Here is a 21,885-nt window from a genome sequence, read left to right as displayed (position 1 = left end):
GCCCATGAACCCCGCCCAATTGCGACGCGTCAATGTCGAAAGCTTTGCGCATTATCGTCAGGGCCTGATCGATCTGCTGCTCGATGCCGTCGGTTATGGCGCCAGTGTCGGCTTCATGGCTGACCTCGATGCGACCCAGGCCCACGCCTATTTTGATGAGGTCCAGGACAACCTGAACAAGGGCAATGTGTTGCTGTGGGTGGTGGTCAAGGACGAGCAGGTGCAGGCCAGCGTACAGCTGAATCTGTGCCAGAAAGCCAACGGCCTGAACCGCGCCGAAGTGCAGAAGCTGCTGGTGCGCGAACATGCGCGACGTCGCGGTCTGGGCCAGCAACTGATGAGTGCCCTGGAGACAGCCGCCCTGCAGCACAAGCGCGGCATGCTTTACCTCGACACCGAGGCCGGCTCGCCCGCCGAAGACTTCTACCAATCACTGGGCTATACCCGCGCCGGTGAAATCCCCGACTACGCCTGCGATCCAAACGGTCGCTACAAGCCGACGGCCCTGTACTACAAGATTCTCCAAGGAGCCCATTGATGATTCCCGGTGAATATCAGATCCAGCCTGGCGAGATCGAGCTCAACGTCGGCCGGCGCACGATCAGCCTGAAAGTGGCCAACAGTGGTGATCGGCCGATCCAGGTCGGCTCGCACTACCACTTTTTCGAAACCAACGACGCCCTGACTTTCGACCGTGCCGCCAGTCGTGGCATGCGCTTGAATATTCCTGCCGGTACCGCGGTGCGCTTCGAACCGGGGCAGAGCCGCGAGGTGGAGTTGGTGGATTTGGCGGGGCATCGTCGGGTGTTCGGGTTTGCCGGTCGGGTCATGGGTGATCTCTGAGGAGCAGCCACAAGCTGCAAGCCACAAGCTGCAAGAAAAAAGCAGTTTTGCGGCACTCACAATTTTGCTTTTACTTGAGGCTTGCAGCTTGAAGCTTGCAGCTCAGTTCCGAGGAACGAGGAAATGAAAATCAGCCGTCAAGCCTACGCCGACATGTTCGGTCCCACTGTCGGTGACAAGGTGCGCCTGGCCGACACCGAGTTGTGGATCGAAGTGGAACAGGACTTCACCACCTACGGTGAAGAAGTGAAATTCGGTGGCGGTAAAGTCATCCGTGACGGCCAGGGCCAGAGCCAGTTGCTGGCCGCCGAGGTGGTCGACACGCTGATCACCAACGCGCTGATCATCGACCATTGGGGCATCGTCAAGGCCGACGTCGGTCTCAAGGACGGGCGCATCGCGGCGATCGGCAAGGCCGGCAACCCGGACATCCAGCCCAACGTCAACATCGCCATTGGCGCCAGCACCGAAGTCATCGCCGGTGAGGGCATGATCCTCACCGCCGGCGGCATCGACACCCACATCCACTTCATCTGCCCGCAGCAGATCGAAGAGGCATTGATGAGCGGCGTCACCACCATGATCGGTGGCGGCACCGGACCGGCCACCGGCACCAATGCGACCACATGCACCTCCGGGCCGTGGCACCTTGCGCGCATGCTCCAGGCCGCCGACGCGTTCCCGATGAACATCGGCCTGACCGGCAAGGGTAACGCCAGCCTGCCGGAACCATTGATCGAACAGGTCAAGGCCGGGGCCATCGGCCTCAAGTTGCATGAGGACTGGGGCACGACACCTGCGAGTATCGACAACTGCCTGAACGTGGCCGACCGGTTCGACGTGCAGGTGGCGATCCACACCGACACCCTCAACGAATCCGGTTTTGTCGAAACCACCCTCGCCGCCTTCAAGGGCCGCACCATTCACACCTATCACACCGAAGGTGCCGGTGGCGGTCATGCGCCGGACATCATCAAGGCCTGCGGTTTTACCAACGTGCTGCCCAGTTCCACCAACCCGACCCGGCCGTTCACCCGCAACACCATTGATGAACACCTCGACATGCTGATGGTCTGCCATCACCTCGACCCGAGCATTGCCGAGGATGTGGCCTTCGCCGAAAGCCGCATTCGCCGCGAGACGATTGCCGCCGAAGACATCCTCCACGACCTCGGTGCGTTCTCGATGATCAGCTCCGACAGTCAGGCCATGGGGCGTGTCGGCGAGGTCATCACCCGCACCTGGCAGACCGCCGACAAGATGAAAAAACAACGCGGGCCGCTGCCCGGCGATGGTCAAGACAACGACAACTTCCGCGCCAAACGCTACATCGCCAAGTACACCATCAACCCGGCGATCACCCACGGCATCAGCCATGAAGTGGGTTCGGTCGAAGTGGGAAAATGGGCGGACCTGGTGCTCTGGCGCCCGGCGTTTTTTGGCGTGAAGCCGACGCTGATTCTCAAGGGCGGTGCCATTGCGGCCAGCCTGATGGGTGACGCCAATGCCTCGATCCCGACGCCACAACCGGTGCACTACCGCCCGATGTTCGCCAGCTTCGGCGGCTCGCTGCACGCCACCAGCATGACCTTCATCAGCCAGGCCGCACAGGATGCAGGCTTGCCCGAAGCCCTGGGTTTGAAGAAGAAAATCGCCGTGGTCAAAGGCTGCCGTGACGTGCAGAAAACCGACCTGATTCACAACGATTACCTGCCGGACATCGACGTTGATCCGCAGACCTATCAGGTCAAGGCTGACGGTGTGTTGCTGTGGTGTGAGCCGGCGCAAACCTTGCCGATGGCCCAGCGTTACTTCCTGTTCTGAACCGGTTACCGCATGACAGACAAAGGCCTCACACGCAGCGTGTAGAGGCCTTTGTTTTTTCCGTTGCTATTGAGTGGATTCAATCCGCAGCCGATCCAGCCTGGCCCGAGTCATCGCTTCCTGTGTCAGTTTTTTCAGCAACTGCGTAATCTGCAGATCGATGTCATCCAAGGCTTGCACATATTCCTCGTCAGTCATCAGCCTGCCATCGGCAAAGTCAGTTTCACTTTTATCCAATTCACTGCACAGCCCCTTGATTTCAGCCTCCACCGCAGCCTTTTCCTCAGTGGTGAGCCGCGTACCCTCGGCCCTGCGCTGCAACGCATCCTGCAAATCGATGGTGGCGTCGATCCGGCGTTTCAAGCCGTTCAATTCCTCGCGGTAAGTCGATTCCAGCCAGGTTTTCCAGAGCCGTTGCTCGAAGATCCGGTCGATCAGCAGATCCCCTTCCTCCAGCGCCTTGATCCGCTGGAACGCTGCCTCGATCATCTCTTTGCTGACCTCGGCGATGCTGCGAAACTGCATGCCCCGCGCCTGCCACGGCAAATCCAGGCGCTCCGCCAGATCGGTCATGTAGGCCAGGTGCACTTCCACTTCATCGATGGTGCCGGTCACTTCGCCATCGGCGTCGTAACGGCGAAACCGCTCTCCCGTCGCCAACCGCTCTGACACCCGGCGACGGGCAATGGCAGCGAGTTCATCGAGCCGGGACTTGCCCAGGGCCAGTTCCAGCAACTGTGTTTCGATCAGGTCCGCACGCTCCAGGGCGTAAGCTTCGTGGACCAACACCTGCACGCCCATGGCATTGAACAGTTGCGTAACGCCATCCACGCATTCGGTGGGTGTTGCGGCTTCGTTGAACAACTTGATGCGCAGTTCACTATCACGGGCCATGGCTTCGAGCATGCGCCAGACCTTGGTCGTCAGTTCTGTCTGATAGGTCCCACCGGCCTTGAAGTCAGCGGAATTTGTGAGTTTGTCGAGTTCATTGAAAAACGGCATTGAATTGAACTCATCCTCGACCGCGTCCCAGATTTCCTGCTTTTTCTGCCATTCTTGCTCGGACATACCCGTCCCCCATTCCGCGCTATCGATTACGCCACGGGGTGGATAAGGACGCTCCGGGTCCATGCCGACCGACTCGATGTAAGACTTGAGGATCTCGAGATTCTCCGGCGAGATCCAGCGCGGGGACCGACTGATCACGGTGCGCGCCAATATCTCTGCGCGAAATGAACCGGGCGCGACCTCGGGTATCCGGCTGATCGGGTTATCGCTCAGATCAAGATAGATACTGCGCGGACGCGATTGCGAAAACAGCCCGACAGGCCAGCTGTCCAGTCCCGTTTCGCCCAGCAACAGCACCTGTAATTGCGGCATTCGGCTGATGTTCGGAATGAGCTTCAGCGGGTTGCCGCGCAAGCGCAGGGACGTCAGGCGCATCAGATTCTTCAGGCGATCGACCGCCGCTAAATCCAGTTCAATATTATTGCCGTCAAGAAGCAGGTGAACGAGATGACGCATGTCCTTCACCGCCTGCGGAAGCGCCGTCAGCAGATTGTCTTGCAGATTGAGATAGCGCACCTCATGAAAAGAGTCGAGCAGTGACAGATGCTCGGAGCCCAACCGGCAATTGCGCAGGCTCAACGCGGTGACGTGGTCGAAGTTCGCCTCCAGCTTCGGCAGGGTTTCCAGCAGTCGGCTCAGCCTGGGAATGTTGTCCAGTCTCAACGCCTGTGGTCGCACTACGCTGGAGGCCTCGATACCCTCCGGCCCGGTGCGCTGCCAACATTGCCTGAGCGCTTTGTAGATATTGTTCCGCGCATGCCATTCCGCCACGCCCGCCGGGGTAAAACGAGAGGACTGCGTCGGCAAGTTCATCCAGCGTTGCAGGGTGCGGTTCAACTGGTTGAATTCGGTCTCGAGCAGGGCCAGTCGTTCATGCTCCGTACCTTCGCCCTGGCTGAACTCCACCAGCAACGTCTCGATCTCCTCCGAGGTAAAATCCGGATACAGTGCCTGAGCCCGTCGCCGCAGCCCCATGCCATGCGGTGCTTGCCGGGCATAGCCACGCATGCCGCCGCGCAGGCGCATGCTGGTCGGATCGTAGCTCGGCTTGTAATTCGGGTTGTCCCGCAGAATCGGCTCAAACACCTGACGGTCCAGGGGACGTGCCTTTATCGCTTGCTCCAGCCGCGCAGCCTCGTTGATACCGAAGCCCAGGGCTGTTCGTTGCGAATCCGGCAACGCATGCAGCACCGCGGCATACACATTGTCCGCGCCGTGCAGGTGTTGATCGCTGTCGTCCCGCGCTTGGTATTTGCCATCCTCATCCAGGATCAGCACTTTGCGGATCGGCGCGTCGACGGGGCCAAGGCTGTCGGTCAACGCGCCCTCGAACGAGTACTCACGAACCTCCAGACGCAAATCCGCCGGCCAGTCTGGCAGGGCCGCCAGGGAGTGCAACTCCAGGCGCGCGGTGTCAGCACTGTGCAAGGCGTCGAGGTAAAGGCCTTCATAGGCCCGCGTCATCCGCAGTTGCTCGGCGGCCTTGCGGGCGTGTTCCGCCAGCCGCAAAGGCACGCGTTTTTTTTCGCTCAGGTGTTGCACGTCCGAGGGGTGCGCCTCACCCAGCAGTTCTTGCGCCTGGCTGATCGAGATCTCTGCAAAATCCTCCTTGAGCAAATTCACCAAAGGATCGTCCGAACGGGTCCGACGACTGTACAGAAGGTCGAACAACTGCCACTTGCGCTGGCCCATCTGTGCCGCCCATTGCTCGCGCAATGCTTCGGTACGCATCTGCGCGTCACCGGATAACCATTGGTCGAGCAGTTCTCGAAGCGCCTGTTCGTCAAGGAACCCCACCACCCGCTCGGGCAGCGCCCCCGCCAGCAGGTCAGTCCAGGTCATCTGCAACGTATTGGCCGGTGTCGCCTGGGCATAGCCGTCCTTGATCGCCGCCCCCGTCAGTCCCGGCCCCTGGAAGACTTCAATGGCCTTGTCGCCAGGCCAGCCGCCCATTTCGGTCATGGATCGCACGGCGTAATCGGCCCATTCCTCGCCGATCCGGTTGGCCAGAATCAGCTCTGCGCAGGCTTGCGCATCGGCATGGGCCTTGAAGCGCTTGAGGGTATCGGCCAACAGAGAGGGAGGGGTCTCCTGTTCGACGTGAAGCCGGCGCAGCACATTTTCGTGCACGCCGCTGGCGGTCAGAACCTGCTCCAGGGTTTCATCGGAGAGTCCGTCCACCGAAGCGCCCAGACGCCTGAGTATTTGCCCCTTGTCCCATTCGAGCGGTTGGTCGAGTTCCGTCTTCCAACTACCGGCACCGTTGTGCTCCAACAGCGGCTGATATGCATCGGCGCGAGTCGGGTGTTGAAGCCGGTGCCGGCCAGTGTCCGGGTCTTGCCTGACGGCGTAGCATTTGTCATCGAGCCGCAGCAGGTCCTGATCCTGATGACGGTACAGCCCTGTATCACTGGCCTTCAATCCATCGGGCAACACGACCGGTTGTTCATAGGGGCCGAGGTCAGGGTTCCACAAACGCTCCTTGCCGCCGACCTCCACGGGTTTGAGGCCCTCGACAAACGGCGACACCTTGATCGGCGCGACACCGGTGCCGGGCAGTACATGTCCGACGCCCATGAGTGCCAATTGCGCGAAATTGATCAAGACCCCGTTGAAGTAGGCAGAGGCTTGCTCCTTGTCACCCTTGCTCCAGTCATCGACGCCTTCGGCCACCTCGGCGAGCATCTGCGCGACCATGATGCCGAGCATGGCTTCGCCCAGTCCGGGCACCAGCATTGCGGCGAAATTGAAGACGTTCCAGCCGATCGACAGGTAACCGGTCAAGCGTTTGAAGCGTGCGTTGGCATCCTCATCGTCGGTCGGCACTGCGATGAGCCTGGCATCGGCAATGGCCTTGTCCCGGCGCTGCAGAAACAGCGTCACCCACAGATCACCCATCACCTGGTTGGTGATGGGCTCTGCTTCGGGGTTTTCAACCGCTGTTTCACGCCACCACGGGCCCATGTCGAGCGGCTCGCGCTCGTGCCAGGTGAAAGTCGTGAGACGTTCGTTGACCCTGGCGAAAAACTGTCCTTTGTCCTTCTGCGCCACAAAGCGGCTGAAAAAGGTCTGGTAATCCGTGTTTCTCAACTGACCGAGCAGCTCCTTCATGAACGCGGTCAGCGACGGATATTCCTTGAGGGGATGCTCTGGATCATCCGGGACATAGGCGATCAACGGACCGGTCAATCGACTCTGTTGATATATGTCTTCGCGACGCAACAGCTCATCACTCAAGCCTTGCGGTCCATTGGCAAAGAAGGCTTGCAGCAGTTTGAATCGATCATATTCCTGGCCCGGCAGTACCGAAAGGCGGCGCGACCAGTCTATCCAAAAGCTCAACAGGGCCGGCGTCAAGGCTTCAACTTCGCGCTTTACTTGCGATGGCTCAGTGACTGCGCTGAACAGCACGATGCCAGTCATTCGAAAGCCCATCAGCGACAACCGATGACAATGCAACGGCTGGTCGTACAGTGAGATGTTTGTCCGCCCCTCACGCACCTGGCCCAGTTTTCCGAAGGCATGGTCACTGATTTCACCCTTCAATCGGGCAATCAGTGCGGCCACATTGAAGGCCGCCTTTTCACTGGCCACCGAATCCTGTTGCAAGGTTCGCTGTGCCTGTGGGGTATCGGGCAACAGGACGGACTTGATGTGTCGTTGGTATTGCCCGCCGATGTCCAGGCTTCGGCACAAGGCTGCAAACGCTGGGAGGGTAATGGCCGGTTCAAGACTGAGACTGCCTCGAGTGTCCTTGCGGTAAATACCGGAGCTGTTTCGGAACGCACCTTCGGTGGCCTCGGACTCTTCGAAGTTGTGCAGCGCTGCTTCCAGCAACGTGGATTGGCGGACACGACTGGCCCCGGTATCGATGCCGAAAATGATCGTGCTCGGCACTTCAAGCTGTACGGTGAGCTCATTGAAGTTCTCGACCGTGTTGAATTTCGACTGCAAAGCCGTTTTGAGCAAGGGTTCGGCGAAGGCATTGATGTCGTGCTTCAAGTCACCCTGAGTCTGGTCCAGCACGTCTTGCAAACGCCAGCGCTCATCCATCGACTGCTTGAGGTATTGACGGTCGATTTCCCGCGCGCCGCCATACCACTCGGGCATTTGCGGCTCGAGCGCCAGCAGGGACTTCAACCTCTCCACCGGCGCATTCTTGATGGCCCCGGGGATCACGTCGTTTGCACGACGGTAATGTATCCCGTGACTATCGATGGACACTCCATCCGGTATTTTCTGTGAGTTGCTTCCATGCAAATCAGACACTTTTGAATCACCTTGATGACAAGAAAAGAACCATCAGCTTATTCACCCGCATCTGAAAAAAAAGTCCAAATAGCTGCTTGGCCAGCCCCCTGAAAAGGCTCCGGGTGATCGAAAATCAGGGAGCCAAAAACATATATCTACCGCCATCGACATGTCCGCCTGTGCCTCGGCATGAGCGGTCGTTTTTTTTCAGGCAAAGGGACTACTATCAGGGGACGATCGAGGTCAGTTCCCGTGAGATTGATGGCACGACGTTTACCGTGGTGTTGACCAGGAAGGTCTAGACGTTTGCCGAGGGGAGGCTTTTGTGGCGAGGGCGCTTGCTCCCGCTCGAGTGCGAAGCGGTCGCAAGCTCTGCAATTGCGCTGAACCTGTTGAAATGCGCTGACCGGATATGTTTGGGGCCGCTGCGCAGCCCAGCGGGAGCAAGCTCCCTCGCCACAGGTTGGGTGCCACTCTTTGAGTTACTCCACCACCAACCGCCCCAACCGCTGCTTCAACATCCGGTTCTCGGCCCGCAACTGCTGGACCTCTTCGAGCAGGTCCAGCGCCAGGGCGACGCCTTCCCATTCCAGGTCAAGGTCGCGCCGCAGCTTGGCGGCGCGCTTGGCCAGAGTCAGCTCGTAGTCGTTGAAAACCCAGTCCTTGGGCTGAGAACCCTGAGGTTCGAGGATGCCGTGCTCGACGATTTCGATCACGTAGACGTCCGACAACTCGGCCGCCTCACAGAATTCTGCCATGTCCAGTTGAACGATCAGGGGACTGCTCATAGTCAGTGACTCCTTGGTTCTAAGGGATCAGAAATGCTCTCGCGGGTCGAACGCGGCTTTTTTCGCCAGCTCCTGCCACAGGGCCTTGATGTCATCGTCGGATTTCTTCGGCATCACGGCTTTCAGTTGCACGAACAGGTAACCACGCTCACCGGCCTTGTTCATCAGGCCATGGCCCTTGGCGCGCATGCGCTGGCCGTTCTGGCTGCCGGCCGGGACCTTGAGGTTGATCTTGCCGGTCAGGGTCGGCACGGCGACTTCAGCGCCCAGCGCCAGTTCCCACGGCGCCAGTGGCAAGGTGATGATCAGGTTCTCGCCTTCGACGTCGAATTTCGGGTGCGGTGCAAAACGGATCGTCAGGTACAGGTCGCCATTGGCCCCGCCACCGGCACCCGGTGCGCCCTGCCCCTTGAGGCGAATACGCTCGCCGTCGCTTACACCGGCCGGAATCTTCACGTTCAGGCTCTTGCTGGTGTTGCTCACATGCTGGCCGGCCGCGTTGTACTGCGGTACCTGGAAGGTGACCTTCTTCGATTCGGTCGACAGTGTTTCTTCGAGAAAAACCCCAAGCTCCATTTCCACGTCCTGCCCTCGACGTCCGGTACTGCGACGCGACTGTCCACCACCACTGAAACCAGGCCCACGGTTGCCGAAGATCGAACTGAAGAAGTCCGAGAAATCGCCCGTGTCCTGGCCACCGCCACCGAAACCGCCACGGCTTTGCCAGCCCGGTGGTCCCTGGAACGGCTGGCCGTGCTGGCCATAGCGGCGCAAGTCATCGTATTCGGCGCGTTTATCGGCGCTTTTCAGCGCTTCATAGGCTTCCGAAGCGTCCTTGAACTTCGCCTCGGCATCCTTTTCCTTGCTGACGTCGGGGTGGTATTTGCGCGCCAGCTTGCGATAGGCGGCCTTGATCGCCTTATCGTCTGCGGTCGGCTCCACACCGAGAATCTTGTAATAGTCTTTGAAGTCCATCGAGGGAATCACCATCCGTTATCAGAATCGCGCCACAGGCCACAGCATGCGCTTGTTTGCAGCCATTGGTTTGACCGATCTCAAGTTTGTGACCGGGCGGCGCAGCAGAAGTTTATCGGCAGCATGCGGGGCTTCTTGCGAGCACTCCCGCGGCTGTCCGGTTGATGCAGGGTAGTTTGGGGGGGATGACCCATCTTTCAAGGCATTGTCTGCGAAGAATTAGCAGATAACCGGCCTTCGAATCTGGCGCGCTCTGACATACACTGCGCGGCCGTTTTTTAACCGGAACCTGAAAGACATGAACAACGCATCTCCAGCCCGTGCCTTGGGTATCGACTTTGGCACGTCCAACTCCACTGTCGGCTGGCTGCGCCCCGGCGTGGAAACGCTGATCGCGCTGGAGGACGACAAGATCACCCTGCCGTCAGTGGTCTTCTTCAATATCGAAGAACGTCGCCCGGTGTACGGCCGGCTGGCGCTGCACGAGTACCTGGAAGGCTACGAAGGCCGCCTGATGCGCTCGCTCAAGAGCCTGCTGGGTTCCAAGCTGATCAAGCACGACACCAGCGTCCTCGGCACGGCAATGCCGTTCAAGGACCTGCTCGGGCTGTTCATCGGCCAGCTCAAGAGCCGCGCCGAAGCCGCCGCCGGTCGGGAATTCGAAGAAGTGGTGCTGGGCCGCCCGGTGTTTTTTGTCGACGATGACCCGATGGCCGACAAAGAAGCCGAGGACACCCTGGTAGACGTGGCACGCAAGATCGGCTTCAAGGAAGTCTCGTTCCAGTACGAACCGATTGCCGCGGCGTTCGACTACGAGTCGACCATCGAGAAAGAAGAGCTGGTACTGATCGTCGACATCGGCGGTGGTACCTCCGACTTCTCCCTGGTGCGCCTTTCGCCGGAGCGTCGGGGTGTGAATAACCGCCACGAGGACATCCTCGCCACCGGCGGCGTGCACATCGGCGGAACCGACTTCGACAAACAGCTCAGCCTGCAAGGCCTGATGCCGCTGTTCGGCTATGGTAGCCGCATGAAGAGCGGCGCCTACATGCCCACCAGTCACCACATGAACCTGGCGACCTGGCACACCATCAACTCGGTGTACTCGCAAAAGTCGCAACTGGCCCTGGGTAGCATGCGCTACGACATCGAAGACACCGGCGGTATCGACCGCCTGTTCAAGCTGATCGAACAGCGCGCCGGGCACTGGCTGGCCATGGAAGTGGAAGAAACCAAGATCCAGCTGACCCACGCCGAAAGCCGCCACGTGCCGCTGGACCGCATTGAAGCGGGCCTGAGCGTGGACCTGAGCCGTGCACTATTCGAGTCGGCCATCGACAGCCTGCTGGAGCGGGTGCGCAACAGCGTCACCCAACTGCTGACAGACGCCAATGTGCGGGTCGATCAGGTTGATACGGTGTTCTTCACAGGTGGTTCGAGCGGGATTCCGGCACTGCGCAACAGTGTTTCGGCGATGTTGCCGAAGGCGCGGCATGTGGAAGGGAACATCTTTGGCAGTATCGGTAGCGGTCTGGCGATTGAAGCGGCCAAGCGATACGGCTCCATGGACTGAACACAATCTCTGTGGCGAGGGAGCTTGCTCCCGTAGGACTGCGCAGCAGTCCCATTTTTGGGGCCGCTACGCGCCCCAGCGGGAGCAAGCTCCCTCGCCACAATTTGATCAACAGCTAGATCTGAAGCAGATCAAACCATCCCCACCTGCTTCAACTCACTCTTCAGATACGCGTAGTAAATCGGCCCCGCCACCACCCCCGGCAGGCCGAACGCGGCCTCGAACACCAGCATCGCCAGCAGCAACTCCCACGACTTGGCACTGATCTGCCCGCCGACGATGCGCGCGTTGAGGAAGTATTCGAGCTTGTGGATAAAGATCAGGTAACCCAGCGCCGCCACAGCGACCCAGATCGACAACGACAAACCGACGATGGTGATCAGGGTGTTCGACATCAGGTTGCCGATCACCGGCAGCAAGCCGAGCAGGAACGTCAGCACGATCAGGGTTTTGGTCAGCGGCAGCTTGATACCGAACATCGGCAGGATCACCGCCAGGAAAATCCCGGTGAAGAAGGTATTGAGCAAGGAAATCTTGATCTGGGCGAACACAATGTTGCGAAACGCCTGGACCAGCAGGTGCAGACGTTCGAACAGAGCCGCAGCCAGCGGTTTGCGCTTGGTCAGGTCCGGCACACGCTGCAAGGCAATGATCGCACCCAGCACCATGCCGATCAGCAAGGTCACGAACATGTGCGCCGCGTCCTTGCCCACCAATTGCAAATCACTGAGGTGTTTGCTGACCCACTCGCCAATCGCCACGCGGAACTCCGCGGCACTGGCCGGCAGGTAGGCGTCGATGAACGGTGGCAGTTGCCCGCGTGCGCGGTCGACCACCCCCATGAACTTGTCGAGGGACGCGCCAGGGTTTTCCGCCTCGTGCAGCAGGAAGCTGAAGGCACCGGCAAAGATCAGCGACAGCACGCTGACAATCAGAGTCCCCAGCAACGCCACCGCCAGCCAACGCGCGCGCCGGCCTTCGATCAGCCGTTGCAGTTGCGGGGTGAGCATGTTGACCAGTTCGAACACCAGCAGCCCGGCGAGCAGGCTGGGCAGCAACCGTAGCGGCAGGACCAGCAGTAGCCCGCCAAAAATGATGACCCAGCTGATGACCAGCAAGACTTGACGCTGAGAAAACGTTGGCATACAGCCTCAAAAACGAACGGCGTAAAAAGGATTGGCAGTCTGCCAGCGATCCGGTGCGAGCACTAGGGATTGTGTGGGGCGACCTTAGTGGGGGCTCTGGATGTTTGCAGCGCCTCGACTGGCCTCATCGCGAGCAAGCTCGCTCCCACAGTGGAACCGGGTACACCTGGCAAATGTGGGAGCGAGCTTGCTCGCGATGGGGCCAACACAGCCCCCACAGTTCCTGAACCGGGTTTATTTTTTCTTCAGGCAATCACTCATGAATGCCTTGCGCTCGTCACCCTTGAGGGCTTTGGTGGCGGCGTCGGCGTTGCAGGTCTTCATCTTCTCTTGCTGTGGGGTCAAGGCCTTACCGGCATCGTTTGCCGCCGGAGTCGCCTTCAGGCAGGTGCTCATGAAGGCTTTGCGCTCGTCGCCCTTGAGGCTTTTAGCCGTAGCATCGGCATTGCAGGTGGTCATCTTCTCTTGCTGGGCCGTATTGGCGGCAAATCCCTGGGAGCACAGCAGCAAACCGATCATCAACAAAGGGGCACGCATCATCTTCATGGAGTTTTCTCCTGGTCGCCACGCCGAGGGGCGCGGCCTTGTACTGGAGTGTAGACAACCCCTGTTACACCTTCCTGTTCTCCAAATGGCTGCGGCGATACTGCTCAGGCGTACATCCGGCCTGGCGCTGGAACATCGCGATAAACGCCGAGCCGGTGCTGTAGCCCATGTCGAAGGCAATTTCCTGAATGCTGCGCTGACTATCCAGCGCCTCGATCGCTGCCAGAAAACGAAGGCGCTGACGCCACTCACCGAAACTCATGCCCAGTTCCCGCACGAACTGCCGCGCGAGGGTGCGCTCGCTGACATGGATGCGTGCGGCCCATTCCAACAGCGGCCGGTTATCCCCTGGCTCGGCCTGCAACGCTTCCAGGATCCCGAGCAACCTTGGGCTGCTGGCATAAGGCAGGTAGCACTCGTGCACCGGAGCCTGTTGCAACTGGTCCACCAATACCTGGGCCAGACGCTGGTCGGCGGCCTGATCGGGGATTTTCACGTCGCGGGCGGCGAAGTCCTTGAGGATCGCCTTGAGGATGTCGCTGATGGCCAGGGTGCAGGCCCGCGGCGGCAGATCGGTGCAGACTTTGGGTGCCAGGCACACCGCACGGTAGTTGACCGGTTGGTGGCTGTAGAAACTGTGCTCGATCTGCGGCGGCACCCACACTGCGTATTGCGGCGGTGACATGAAACGGCTGCCCTCGACGTCCATGTGCAGCACGCCATGGGCGGCGTATTCCAGCGTCCCCCACGGATGTCGATGGGGCGCGGCGTATTCGTGGGCGTCGAAATCGGCGTAGCGGAAATACACCGCCGACGGCAGTTCGCTGAAATCCAGCAGGTCGATGTGTTTACTGCTCATGCTGTCCGTCATCAGGGGCCGGTTGTCTGGGTTGAAGTATAGGCTTGCATCCAGACAAGTGGATAATTGCCCTTCATTAACGTTCTGGTTTTTCCCGATGCAATACGCTTATCCCCTGCTGGCCATTTTTATCTGGGCCGGCAACACCGTGATCACCAAAATGTCGGCCGGGGCGATCTTCCCCGCCGAGATCGGTTTCTACCGCTGGCTACTGGCCGGGTTGCTGTTCACGCCCTTCATGCTCAAACCGATGCTCGCCCATTGGCCGCTGATCCGCCCGAAACTGGGCAAGATCTTTGTCCTCGGCGTTCTCGGCATGGCGGTCTATCAAAGCCTGGCGTACTTCGCTGCGAGCCTGACCTCGGCTACCAACATGGGCATCATCCTGTCACTGATGCCGCTGATGTCGCTTGCCATGGCGATCATCAGCCTCGGCCAGCGCCTGACCATGGGCGCCTTGGCCGGTGCGGTGCTGTCATTCGCCGGCGTTCTGGTGGTGGTGTCGTCCGGCAGCCTTGGCGCATTGCTCGAACACGGGGTCAACCTGGGCGACGCAATGATGCTGGTCGCCACCCTGGCCTACGCGGTCTACAGCACCCTGTTGAAAAAATGGCAACTGAAACTGCCGCCACTGGTGCTCCTGTATCTGCAGGTGCTGGTGGCCGTGGTGGTGCTGTTCCCATTGTTCATCGCCTCGCCGAAAGTCGGCCCGACCCTGCAAAACATTCCGCTGGTGCTGTACGCCTGCCTGCTGGCTTCGATGGTCGCGCCGCTGGCGTGGATGCAGGCCGTGGTGCGTTTGGGGCCGAGCCGGACCACGCAGTTTTTCAATTTGCTGCCGTTGATTACCGCATTGATTGCGGCGGTGGTGCTGCATGAACAACTGGCGCTGTATCACCTGGTGGGCGGGGTGTTGACCTTGGGTGGAGTGATTGTTTCCGAGCGCTGGACGACGGTGTTGGGCCGCTCCTAGCTTTTTGTGGAGGTCTAAAGCCCTGCCGCGTTCAACCGCGCCGCATGCTCGACAAACAAGCGGATCGGCTCGGCCCCCTTGCCCACCAGCCCCAGCGACTGGTTGACGATATCGAAGTGATCCAGCGGATATTCATCGCCAATCACCGTGCCCAGGTGCGAGCTGTAGCGCCCGACCATGCCGTCGCAATGCCCGACTTCTCGGACGAAGGTTTTGGCGAACAGCCGGCAGCTGCGGTTGGTGCCGTCCAGCAGATTGCGCCCTCGATCCGTTATGCCCGGTTGCAACGTGCCGGACCAGGAGTAATAGCGCACGCCATTGACCTCCTCCGGCCCCTGACCGCCCCAGGTCTCGGGCAGCCCCTGTGGATAACGCTGGTTGAACAGCGCCACGCCAGCGCTGGTGAGGGAGTGATGGGACGCATGGATATCCACCGGCAACTTCGGCCCGCGGTAACCGGTATCCAGCCACCCCATCAGCGTCCCAACCATTCGCAGTAAAAAGCACAACAGACGACCACGGACACTGTCATGGGGGTATTGCTCGTGCAGGTAATCGGCGAGCTCCGAACCGTGGTTCGGCCCCGCCACCGAGGTCACCGAAGCGATCAGGTCAGGACGCTTGGCCGCTGCATAACGGGCGGTCAGCGAGCCCTGGCTATGGCCGATCAGGTTGACCTTGGCGGCCCCGGTTTCCCGCAGGATTTCGTCGATGCGCGCCAGCAATTGCTCGCCGCGCACTTCGTTCGAATTGAGCGGTGAGACCTGCACGGCGAACACCACCGCACCGCCATGGCGCAACGCCTCGACGATCCCGTACCAGTACGGATAAAGCACCAACCGGATGAACCCGAGCATTCCCGGGACCAGCACCAGCGGGTAGCGCGGGGCAGAACCTTGCGACATGGGCGGACATCCTTGTGGTCGGACGGTGACGCAAAGCGTGATGCAAGACATCCGCCAAGCATCGCCAGCGAAGATGACAACTCAGCGACAAGTCTATGTCATCCTCCCTACTTCAACCCCACTACGCCTGCCACGATCAGCCCGACCGAGACCAGCTTGATCACGGTCAGGCTTTCACCCAGCAGCGCGAAACCGAGAAACACCGTGCCCAGCGAACCGATGGCGGTCCAGATCGGGTACGCGATGCTCACCGGCAACTCGCGCATGGCCAGGGTCAGGAAGTAGATCCCGCCCACAGCGGCCACCACGGTGACCAGTGAAGGCCAGAGCCGGGTGAAGCCCTCGGCGTACTTCATGCCCATGGCGAAGGTGACTTCGAACCCGGCGGCGACCAGCAGAAACAGCCAGGCCATCTAGAACTCCCCGGCCAGTGCCAACAAGCGCTGCTCAGCCTCGGCGGCAGAGATTTCAAAGCTGCGCTCGGCGGACTCTTCGCCCTCGGCAGCGACCACGGTGACGTCGGTGATGCCGATGAATCCGAGCACCGTGCGCAGTAGCGGGTCGGCATGGTTCATGGCTTCCAGTTCGCCGCCCGGGCCAAAACCGAAGCCGCCACGGCTGGTGATGATCAGGGCCTTTTTACCCTGTACCAACGGCTCGTACTGGGCCACGCCATTGTCCAGGGTGTGATCGAAGGTCACCCCCACCCGCACGATCTGATCGATCCAGGCCTTGAGGCCGCTCGGTACGCTGAAGTTGTGCATCGGCGTGGATATCAGCAACACATCGTGGCCAAGCAGCTCGCCAACCAGTTCATCGCTGAGTGCCAGGTCGGCCTGCATCGACAGTGGCCGGGCGTCGGGCTCGGGGTAAAACGCGGCGGCCACGAATGCCTCGTTTACCGGCGGAATCAGGGCACGACCGATTTCGCGTCGGGTCAACTGCGAGTGTGGATGGCGGGCCTGCCAGGCCGACAGAAACACTTCGGCCAAACGCCGGGAGTGCGAACGGTCACCACGTGGGCTGGCGTGAACAGCAAGAATTCTACTCATCTGTCTCTCCTCAGGGCTAAACTCAAACGGCTTGTGGCTTGCAGCTTGAAGCTCACCAGCGTCCTCGTTCAAATGAGCAGAAATCAGTCCGGATGAATCCATTTCATCCATGGAGTGTTCAATGTTTGCCTCGTTGCCGTTGACCGCCCTGCGGGCCTTTGAATCCGCCTCACGCCTGTTGAGCTTCAAGGCCGCCGCCGAAGAACTGTCCGTCACCCCGACGGCGGTGTCCCACCAGATCCGCTCCCTGGAGAGCTGGCTCGGCGTGCCGTTGTTCGAGCGCCTGCCACGCCGGGTGCGACTGACCGAATGCGGTGAACGGCTGTTCCAGAGCCTGCACGGGGCTTTCCTCGAAGTGGCGCAAAGTGTCGATACCCTGCGCCCGCAACGCAGCGGCGCCAGCCTGACAGTCTCCACCACCGCTGCTTTCGCCGCCCTGTGGCTGGTACCACGGTTGGGGCGCTTCTACGCCCGTCATCCGAACATCAACGTGCGCCTCGATACCCACTGCGAAGTCATCGACCTGCACCAGGACGCCAGTGTCGATCTGGTGCTGCGCTACAGCCTCGACGACTACCCCAACCTGTACGGTCAGTGCCTGTTCGATGAGTCTTTCGGCGTCTACGGTTCGCCCGAACAAGTGGCCCTGGCGTCGAACCGCACCCCAACGCTGATCAGCGTGCGCTGGCATAACTCCAAACTCTATGCCCATGGCTGGGAGGCCTGGTGCGCTCGCTCCGGCGAAACCTGGCTGAGCGGCCGGCCCGCCGTGCGCGAATACGACGAAGAGCATTACGCCCTGCAAGCGGCGATTGCCGGGCAAGGCTTGGTGCTGGCGAGCAATATTCTTGTGTCGGAAAGCGTGGCCAGTGGTCTGTTGTTGCCATACCGGGGGGAAGTCCAGGTCGATGGCGCCGGCTACAGCGCATTGTGCGTACCGGGGCGTGAGCGACATCCACCGGTTCGGGCTTTTTTTGCGTGGTTGCGTGAAGAAGCGTTGTTGTCCGGGCATGCGGTGCGCTGATCAAGGTTCGACAACCGCTCAAGTGCTTTCAAGTTGAACAACAACTTAAGTTCACCACATGCATTAAAACAACACCAAACACCAAACACCAAACACAACTAAAACCTGAAGTTACAATCCACAACTAGACTTTAAAATCCACATACTTATTCTAACAGCCACAGCCAGCCGGCTGTTCACACCAACAAGTAAAGGATTACTTTCATGCTACTTGAACAACGACTCGAATTTATTGATTCCCTGCCAACATTCCCTATCATCACGCAACGCTCGACACCTGTCATTAGTACGTTCTCTGACCAACCCGAACATGACGTCAACAAACCCACCGCCAGTGTAATGCCTGGCACCATCGATGCGTTTCTGCCCGGTGTTTCGCAAGACACCATCGACGACGTCAACTTGTGCAAACTGGTCATGCAGAACGCCGCTACCAAACTCTTCCCCGGAGACGCGCAACTCTTTGAATGGTATCGCTACTATGTTGACGGCCTGAGCAAACTAGGCTGGGTGACTCAAAACAGGAACATCCAGGAAGTCACAATCAAGCGCGTTGGCCTGACGATGGATCAGGTGGCCCTGGAAGTGACAGCAGGATTGATCGGCAGCAATGCTGCTAAAACTCTGGCTGACGTTGCGAAAAAGGCCGTTGAGGCAGTACAGAAAAATCCCGGTGCCATTCAGATTTTTGACCGCAACTCCAAGCTGGGCACTCAGGCAAAATTCGATATCGCACCGATCTGGCTTGATAACGGCGGGCAACCAAACATGGTCCTCAACTGCATCGCCCTGGATGCAAGGGAGAGCACCCGCGGCATTCTGTTCTGGAAATCGACCCGCCAGTCAACCACGATAAAAACGGGCGCAGTGCGCACTTACCTGGACACTAAGACTTTTTCCGGCCTGCGTGGCGACCTGTACAAGAAGTTCAGCGACAGCGGTAAGAAATTCATTGAAGACCTGCCTGACTTCTAACAGCCACTGACATGTTTAAATCGGCCATAGCGCGCCGATTTAAACAACTTTTCGCACCCACTGCGCGCAGGTCAAAATATGAAAGAAACAACAATTGATACCTGGCTGGTCAATGGCAACATAACAATTTTCTGTGGTTCGCACACCGACAGTTTTAAAAAAGACATTCTAGCCTCCAGTCTGCTAGGCGAGTTGGTGGCAGCACAAAAAAGCAGACATCGTGAAGTTTCTTGGCCAACTTATACAGATACCGTTCAAAAAATTGGCTGGACTGTCAATAGCCGGACGACCCAGCAACTCGAATTTGAAAACAGTAGCCTTTTGAATATTATTGAACAAAGCGCCGGGAGTGCTTTACCACAAGATGAACGGCAAGCGCTCACTAATGCATTGGATCAATTGGCCAATCTCCAGAGTGATTCGCCAGCGATCAAGGCAATCGTCGAGAAACTTCAAAGAAACGCTACTCTGAGCAACACCACCACGGACATACTGGTTTCAACGGCTATTCTGCTGACGATTATTCGCAACGATAAAACCGTGGTAACTCTGCAAGTGGCGTTCGAAACAGCCCAAGAGATTGCAATAGATATTCTCGACCAGCCGGTTTTGAACGCCACCAACGAACACAAGACCAACATTTGGCTTATGAGTACCTTGCTGGATGGGCGCCAATACAATCGCGTAAGAGATGACATTCTCAAGAAACTGGGTAGCAGGATGGAAACGGAGTTATTGCAAATCCATGAGCCCACCGACTCGAGTTGAAAAATCAAGCCTCGTAGGCCGTTCAAGCGCCCCGGAGTCGGGACGCTTGAACACTGTTCACCAACAAATTCAGTTTTTGACAGTCTTCGGCGCCTTGCCGGCCTTCATCTGCTCCAGCAAAGGCGCACACTGGTTCGTCTCGCCGCCGCTTGGCGCCACCAGCGCCAGCAAACCTGCGGCCGGTGCGGCGATCACGCCCAGCGCCACCATCCCGGCTCCGCGCAACATCAACGGTACGGCCTTGACCCCGGCATCGGGCTTGATGAACTTGCCGCGCACATACAACGGCGAGCGCAATGAAATCAGGCGCCAGCCCTTGGATTCCGGGGTGATGGTCAGGTCCAGTTGTTCAGTCGCCATGTTCGCCGTGCCGTCGATGTAGATGATGGCGTTCTCGGTGTCGAACACAAACAAGCGGGTACTCGCCAGGCCGGATTGGATGCCGAAGTCGGCGGCGGCGCAGTTGATCTTCACTTCCTTGTCGCCAAAGATCTTGCCGACCACGTAGTTGCCGACGTTCAGGCCCGCCAGCTCCATCAATTCGCGACTGATGGCACCATCGTTGATCAGCATTTTCAGATTGCCATTAGCGCTGCCCAGCAGTTTGGCCACCGAATTGCCGCGCCCGCTGATATCAGCGTCGCCGTTGAGTTCGCCGAAACTGGTTTTCATCGGTTCAAAGCCGGGGAACAACTGCTTGAGCTTGAAGCCTCGCGCCGTGAGTCTGGCCTGGCCTTCCAGTGGATCGGTGTGCCCGTTCAGGCGAATCTGCGCATCCAGATTGCCGCCGGCCACACCGAAACGCAGCGGTTCGAGGCTGAGTACGCCGTCGGTGAGCACCAGATGGGTATAGAGGTCGTTGAACGGCAGTTTTTCGCTGTGCACGATGCGCTTACCGGTGAACTCGACATCGGCGTCCATATCGCGCCAGCGATCGGTCTTGAATTCTTCGACCGGCAGCACTTTGTCCGCCGGTTGTTTGCTGTCACCGCCCCGGGCCTTCTGTTCGGCGTTGGAGTCGGCACCGATCAGCGGTGCCAGGTCAGCGAACAGCAATTGATTGGACAACAGCGAGCCGCTGAGTTTTGGCCGTGGCTGGCTGGCCACGTAGGTCAGATTGCCATGGATGTCGCTTTCGCCGATCTTGCCGTTGAATTCCTCATAGCGGAACACTGCGCCACCCACCTCGTGCAACTTGGCGATCAGATGGCCGTCGGTGGCATAAGGTGGCGTGTCCGGCAGGATCACACCGGTCAGCGGGTAGAGGTTGCCCAGGCTGGTGCCGGCCAGTTTCAGGCGCAGGTCCAGGGCGCCAAGGTTCAGCGGATCGGTCAGGGTGCCGGCCAGTTCAACGCTGGAATCGGCGATCTTCACCTGTGCCTGAAGCGGAAACGGCCGTGCCGCGTCCTGCAACGCCAACAGCCCGCCAATCTTGCCCTGGCCCACGAGTTTCTGGCCGTGGTACTGGCCGTTGACCTTGAGGGCGAACGCATAATCCTGGGGTGACGAGCCCTTTTCCTGCGCAGCTTTCGCCGCTTTGTCGCCAACGATATCGCTGAACGGAATCGGTTTGCCCAACGGATCGATCAGCACGTCGAGTTGTGTCTTCAGGCTATGGTCGTCGAGGGTGACGTGGCCCTTGTCGAAGCCGATCGCACCGATATCCAGCACCCAACTCGAAGGCTCGGCGTTCGGGTCCTTTGGGTCGAATTTGAAGGTCCAGTTGGCGCGCCCGTCAGCCAGGCGTTGCAGTTGGGCATTGGGCTCGGTGAGATCGATACGTGGGATCTCCACTCGCTGCGCCAGCAATGCCAGGGGTGAAATACGCAGTTCCACCCGCTTGAGAGTGACCATCTGCGGCTGTTTCGACCAGTCGGGATTGCCCAGGCTCAAGTCTTCGGCCACCACATGAGGCCACGGCACCCAGGCGCGCCAGCCGCTTTCATCGGGCTCGGGCTGCCAGACCACCGACAGATTGCCGTTGATGGCGAAAGCGCGGTGCAGCTCTTCGGAAACCTTGGCGTTGAGTGGCGGTTTGATCCGATTCCAGTCGAAGAACACGATGATCAGCACCAGCACCATCAATAAGGTAAGGAAAGTGGAAAGGGTCCAGACCAACGTCTTTTGAGTGCGCGTCATTGCACGGGGCTCCTGATACGACTGAGCGCCCTGACTGCGACGCACATGTGAAACGGTGAGCCGCAAACGGCCCACCATGAAAACTACGACTGATAAAAACCCGGCAGGTTTAATCGATAGACCGATTTCGCCGGATTCATCCAGTCCAATACTGACCAGCCAGTCTGCCTGCGTTAC

18 protein-coding genes are annotated in these 21,885 nt (G+C 59.3%); 8 read left to right on the top strand and 10 right to left on the bottom strand.

Features of this window, described 5'->3' with window-relative positions:
- Positions 1–4 precede the first annotated feature (4 nt).
- The 3 genes from KGB07_RS20195 (at position 5) to ureC (ending at position 2,667) form a co-directional block, all read left to right on the top strand.
- Positions 5–538 carry a GNAT family N-acetyltransferase gene (locus KGB07_RS20195; RefSeq protein ID WP_046039907.1) on the top strand — a complete coding sequence of 178 codons (534 nt, stop codon included), beginning with the start codon at positions 5–7 and terminating at the stop codon, positions 536–538.
- The gene (locus KGB07_RS20190; RefSeq protein WP_046039905.1) at positions 538–843 is read left to right on the top strand and encodes an urease subunit beta; all 306 of its coding nucleotides are present in this window, start codon (positions 538–540) and stop codon (positions 841–843) included. The genes KGB07_RS20195 and KGB07_RS20190 overlap by 1 nt, the downstream gene beginning before the upstream one ends.
- Before the next feature lie 123 nt (positions 844–966).
- Complete coding sequence (gene ureC, locus KGB07_RS20185; RefSeq protein WP_046039904.1) at positions 967–2,667, top strand: urease subunit alpha; 1,701 nt, start codon at positions 967–969, stop codon at positions 2,665–2,667.
- Between the two features lie 66 nt (positions 2,668–2,733).
- Here the strand turns inward: ureC and KGB07_RS20180 are convergent, their stop codons facing one another.
- The 3 genes from KGB07_RS20180 to KGB07_RS20170 form a co-directional block, all read right to left on the bottom strand.
- Positions 2,734–8,004 (bottom strand): dermonecrotic toxin domain-containing protein, encoded by a 5,271-nt coding sequence (locus tag KGB07_RS20180; RefSeq protein ID WP_223466360.1) that lies wholly within the window; start codon positions 8,002–8,004, stop codon positions 2,734–2,736.
- Between the two features lie 464 nt (positions 8,005–8,468).
- The gene (locus tag KGB07_RS20175; protein WP_046039901.1) at positions 8,469–8,774 is read right to left on the bottom strand and encodes a chaperone modulator CbpM; all 306 of its coding nucleotides are present in this window, start codon (positions 8,772–8,774) and stop codon (positions 8,469–8,471) included.
- 27 nt (positions 8,775–8,801) lie between these two features.
- Positions 8,802–9,749 (bottom strand): DnaJ C-terminal domain-containing protein, encoded by a 948-nt coding sequence (locus tag KGB07_RS20170; RefSeq protein WP_046039900.1) that lies wholly within the window; start codon positions 9,747–9,749, stop codon positions 8,802–8,804.
- 298 nt (positions 9,750–10,047) lie between these two features.
- On the opposite strand from KGB07_RS20170, the gene KGB07_RS20165 reads away from it, so the two are divergent.
- Positions 10,048–11,322, top strand: coding sequence for an Hsp70 family protein (locus KGB07_RS20165; protein ID WP_223466359.1), 1,275 nt, complete (start codon positions 10,048–10,050; stop codon positions 11,320–11,322).
- A gap of 131 nt (positions 11,323–11,453) precedes the next feature.
- Here the strand turns inward: KGB07_RS20165 and KGB07_RS20160 are convergent, their stop codons facing one another.
- The 3 genes from KGB07_RS20160 to KGB07_RS20150 form a co-directional block, all read right to left on the bottom strand.
- The gene (locus tag KGB07_RS20160) at positions 11,454–12,467 is read right to left on the bottom strand and encodes an AI-2E family transporter (RefSeq protein WP_046039896.1); all 1,014 of its coding nucleotides are present in this window, start codon (positions 12,465–12,467) and stop codon (positions 11,454–11,456) included.
- A gap of 234 nt (positions 12,468–12,701) precedes the next feature.
- Positions 12,702–13,013, bottom strand: a complete 312-nt coding sequence (locus KGB07_RS20155) for a PsiF family protein (RefSeq protein ID WP_046039895.1) — start codon at positions 13,011–13,013, stop codon at positions 12,702–12,704.
- 64 nt (positions 13,014–13,077) lie between these two features.
- Complete coding sequence (locus tag KGB07_RS20150; RefSeq protein WP_046039894.1) at positions 13,078–13,872, bottom strand: AraC family transcriptional regulator; 795 nt, start codon at positions 13,870–13,872, stop codon at positions 13,078–13,080.
- Positions 13,873–13,969: 97 nt separating this feature from the next.
- Between KGB07_RS20150 and KGB07_RS20145 the strand changes: the two genes are divergently transcribed.
- Positions 13,970–14,845, top strand: coding sequence for a DMT family transporter (locus KGB07_RS20145; protein WP_223466355.1), 876 nt, complete (start codon positions 13,970–13,972; stop codon positions 14,843–14,845).
- A 14-nt stretch (positions 14,846–14,859) separates the two neighbouring features.
- Here KGB07_RS20145 and KGB07_RS20140 read toward each other — a convergent pair whose 3' ends face one another.
- The 3 genes from KGB07_RS20140 to KGB07_RS20130 form a co-directional block, all read right to left on the bottom strand.
- Complete coding sequence (locus KGB07_RS20140) at positions 14,860–15,750, bottom strand: esterase/lipase family protein (RefSeq protein WP_223466353.1); 891 nt, start codon at positions 15,748–15,750, stop codon at positions 14,860–14,862.
- Between the two features lie 107 nt (positions 15,751–15,857).
- Positions 15,858–16,163, bottom strand: a complete 306-nt coding sequence (locus tag KGB07_RS20135; protein WP_046039891.1) for a DMT family transporter — start codon at positions 16,161–16,163, stop codon at positions 15,858–15,860.
- Positions 16,164–16,802, bottom strand: a complete 639-nt coding sequence (locus KGB07_RS20130; RefSeq protein ID WP_223466352.1) for an FMN-dependent NADH-azoreductase — start codon at positions 16,800–16,802, stop codon at positions 16,164–16,166.
- 109 nt (positions 16,803–16,911) lie between these two features.
- Here KGB07_RS20130 and KGB07_RS20125 point away from each other — a divergent pair, with 109 nt between their 5' ends.
- The 3 genes from KGB07_RS20125 to KGB07_RS20115 all read left to right on the top strand — a co-directional run bounded on the left by KGB07_RS20125 (position 16,912) and on the right by KGB07_RS20115 (position 19,569).
- Positions 16,912–17,826 (top strand): LysR substrate-binding domain-containing protein, encoded by a 915-nt coding sequence (locus KGB07_RS20125; protein WP_223466351.1) that lies wholly within the window; start codon positions 16,912–16,914, stop codon positions 17,824–17,826.
- Positions 17,827–18,030: 204 nt separating this feature from the next.
- Positions 18,031–18,801: a hypothetical protein gene (locus tag KGB07_RS20120; RefSeq protein ID WP_046039887.1), complete on the top strand. Its 771-nt coding sequence runs from the start codon at positions 18,031–18,033 to the stop codon at positions 18,799–18,801.
- A gap of 78 nt (positions 18,802–18,879) precedes the next feature.
- Positions 18,880–19,569 (top strand): hypothetical protein, encoded by a 690-nt coding sequence (locus tag KGB07_RS20115; RefSeq protein WP_223466350.1) that lies wholly within the window; start codon positions 18,880–18,882, stop codon positions 19,567–19,569.
- A gap of 69 nt (positions 19,570–19,638) precedes the next feature.
- On the opposite strand, the gene KGB07_RS20110 is transcribed toward KGB07_RS20115, so the two are convergent.
- Positions 19,639–21,708: an AsmA family protein gene (locus tag KGB07_RS20110; protein ID WP_223466349.1), complete on the bottom strand. Its 2,070-nt coding sequence runs from the start codon at positions 21,706–21,708 to the stop codon at positions 19,639–19,641.
- Positions 21,709–21,885: the final 177 nt, after the last annotated feature.

Source organism: Pseudomonas sp. GL-RE-26, assembly GCF_019956275.1.
GTDB lineage: Bacteria > Pseudomonadota > Gammaproteobacteria > Pseudomonadales > Pseudomonadaceae > Aquipseudomonas > Aquipseudomonas grandcourensis.
This window is presented reverse-complemented; position numbering and strand designations above follow the sequence as displayed.

Excerpts from the sequence above, each read along its gene's own strand:
- KGB07_RS20190 (WP_046039905.1), top strand. The coding sequence starts at position 538 with ATGATTCCCGGTGAATATCAGATCCAGCCTGGCGAGATCGAGCTCAAC.
- KGB07_RS20165 (WP_223466359.1), top strand. The coding sequence starts at position 10,048 with ATGAACAACGCATCTCCAGCCCGTGCCTTGGGTATCGACTTTGGCACG.
- KGB07_RS20150 (WP_046039894.1), bottom strand. The coding sequence starts at position 13,872 with ATGAGCAGTAAACACATCGACCTGCTGGATTTCAGCGAACTGCCGTCG.
- ureC (WP_046039904.1), top strand. The coding sequence starts at position 967 with ATGAAAATCAGCCGTCAAGCCTACGCCGACATGTTCGGTCCCACTGTC.
- KGB07_RS20130 (WP_223466352.1), bottom strand. The coding sequence starts at position 16,802 with ATGAGTAGAATTCTTGCTGTTCACGCCAGCCCACGTGGTGACCGTTCG.
- KGB07_RS20170 (WP_046039900.1), bottom strand. The coding sequence starts at position 9,749 with ATGGACTTCAAAGACTATTACAAGATTCTCGGTGTGGAGCCGACCGCA.
- KGB07_RS20125 (WP_223466351.1), top strand. The coding sequence starts at position 16,912 with ATGGAGTGTTCAATGTTTGCCTCGTTGCCGTTGACCGCCCTGCGGGCC.
- KGB07_RS20160 (WP_046039896.1), bottom strand. The coding sequence starts at position 12,467 with ATGCCAACGTTTTCTCAGCGTCAAGTCTTGCTGGTCATCAGCTGGGTC.
- KGB07_RS20120 (WP_046039887.1), top strand. The coding sequence starts at position 18,031 with ATGCTACTTGAACAACGACTCGAATTTATTGATTCCCTGCCAACATTC.
- KGB07_RS20140 (WP_223466353.1), bottom strand. The coding sequence starts at position 15,750 with ATGTCGCAAGGTTCTGCCCCGCGCTACCCGCTGGTGCTGGTCCCGGGA.
- KGB07_RS20115 (WP_223466350.1), top strand. The coding sequence starts at position 18,880 with ATGAAAGAAACAACAATTGATACCTGGCTGGTCAATGGCAACATAACA.
- KGB07_RS20110 (WP_223466349.1), bottom strand. The coding sequence starts at position 21,708 with ATGACGCGCACTCAAAAGACGTTGGTCTGGACCCTTTCCACTTTCCTT.
- KGB07_RS20155 (WP_046039895.1), bottom strand. The coding sequence starts at position 13,013 with ATGAAGATGATGCGTGCCCCTTTGTTGATGATCGGTTTGCTGCTGTGC.
- KGB07_RS20175 (WP_046039901.1), bottom strand. The coding sequence starts at position 8,774 with ATGAGCAGTCCCCTGATCGTTCAACTGGACATGGCAGAATTCTGTGAG.
- KGB07_RS20135 (WP_046039891.1), bottom strand. The coding sequence starts at position 16,163 with ATGGCCTGGCTGTTTCTGCTGGTCGCCGCCGGGTTCGAAGTCACCTTC.
- KGB07_RS20195 (WP_046039907.1), top strand. The coding sequence starts at position 5 with ATGAACCCCGCCCAATTGCGACGCGTCAATGTCGAAAGCTTTGCGCAT.
- KGB07_RS20145 (WP_223466355.1), top strand. The coding sequence starts at position 13,970 with ATGCAATACGCTTATCCCCTGCTGGCCATTTTTATCTGGGCCGGCAAC.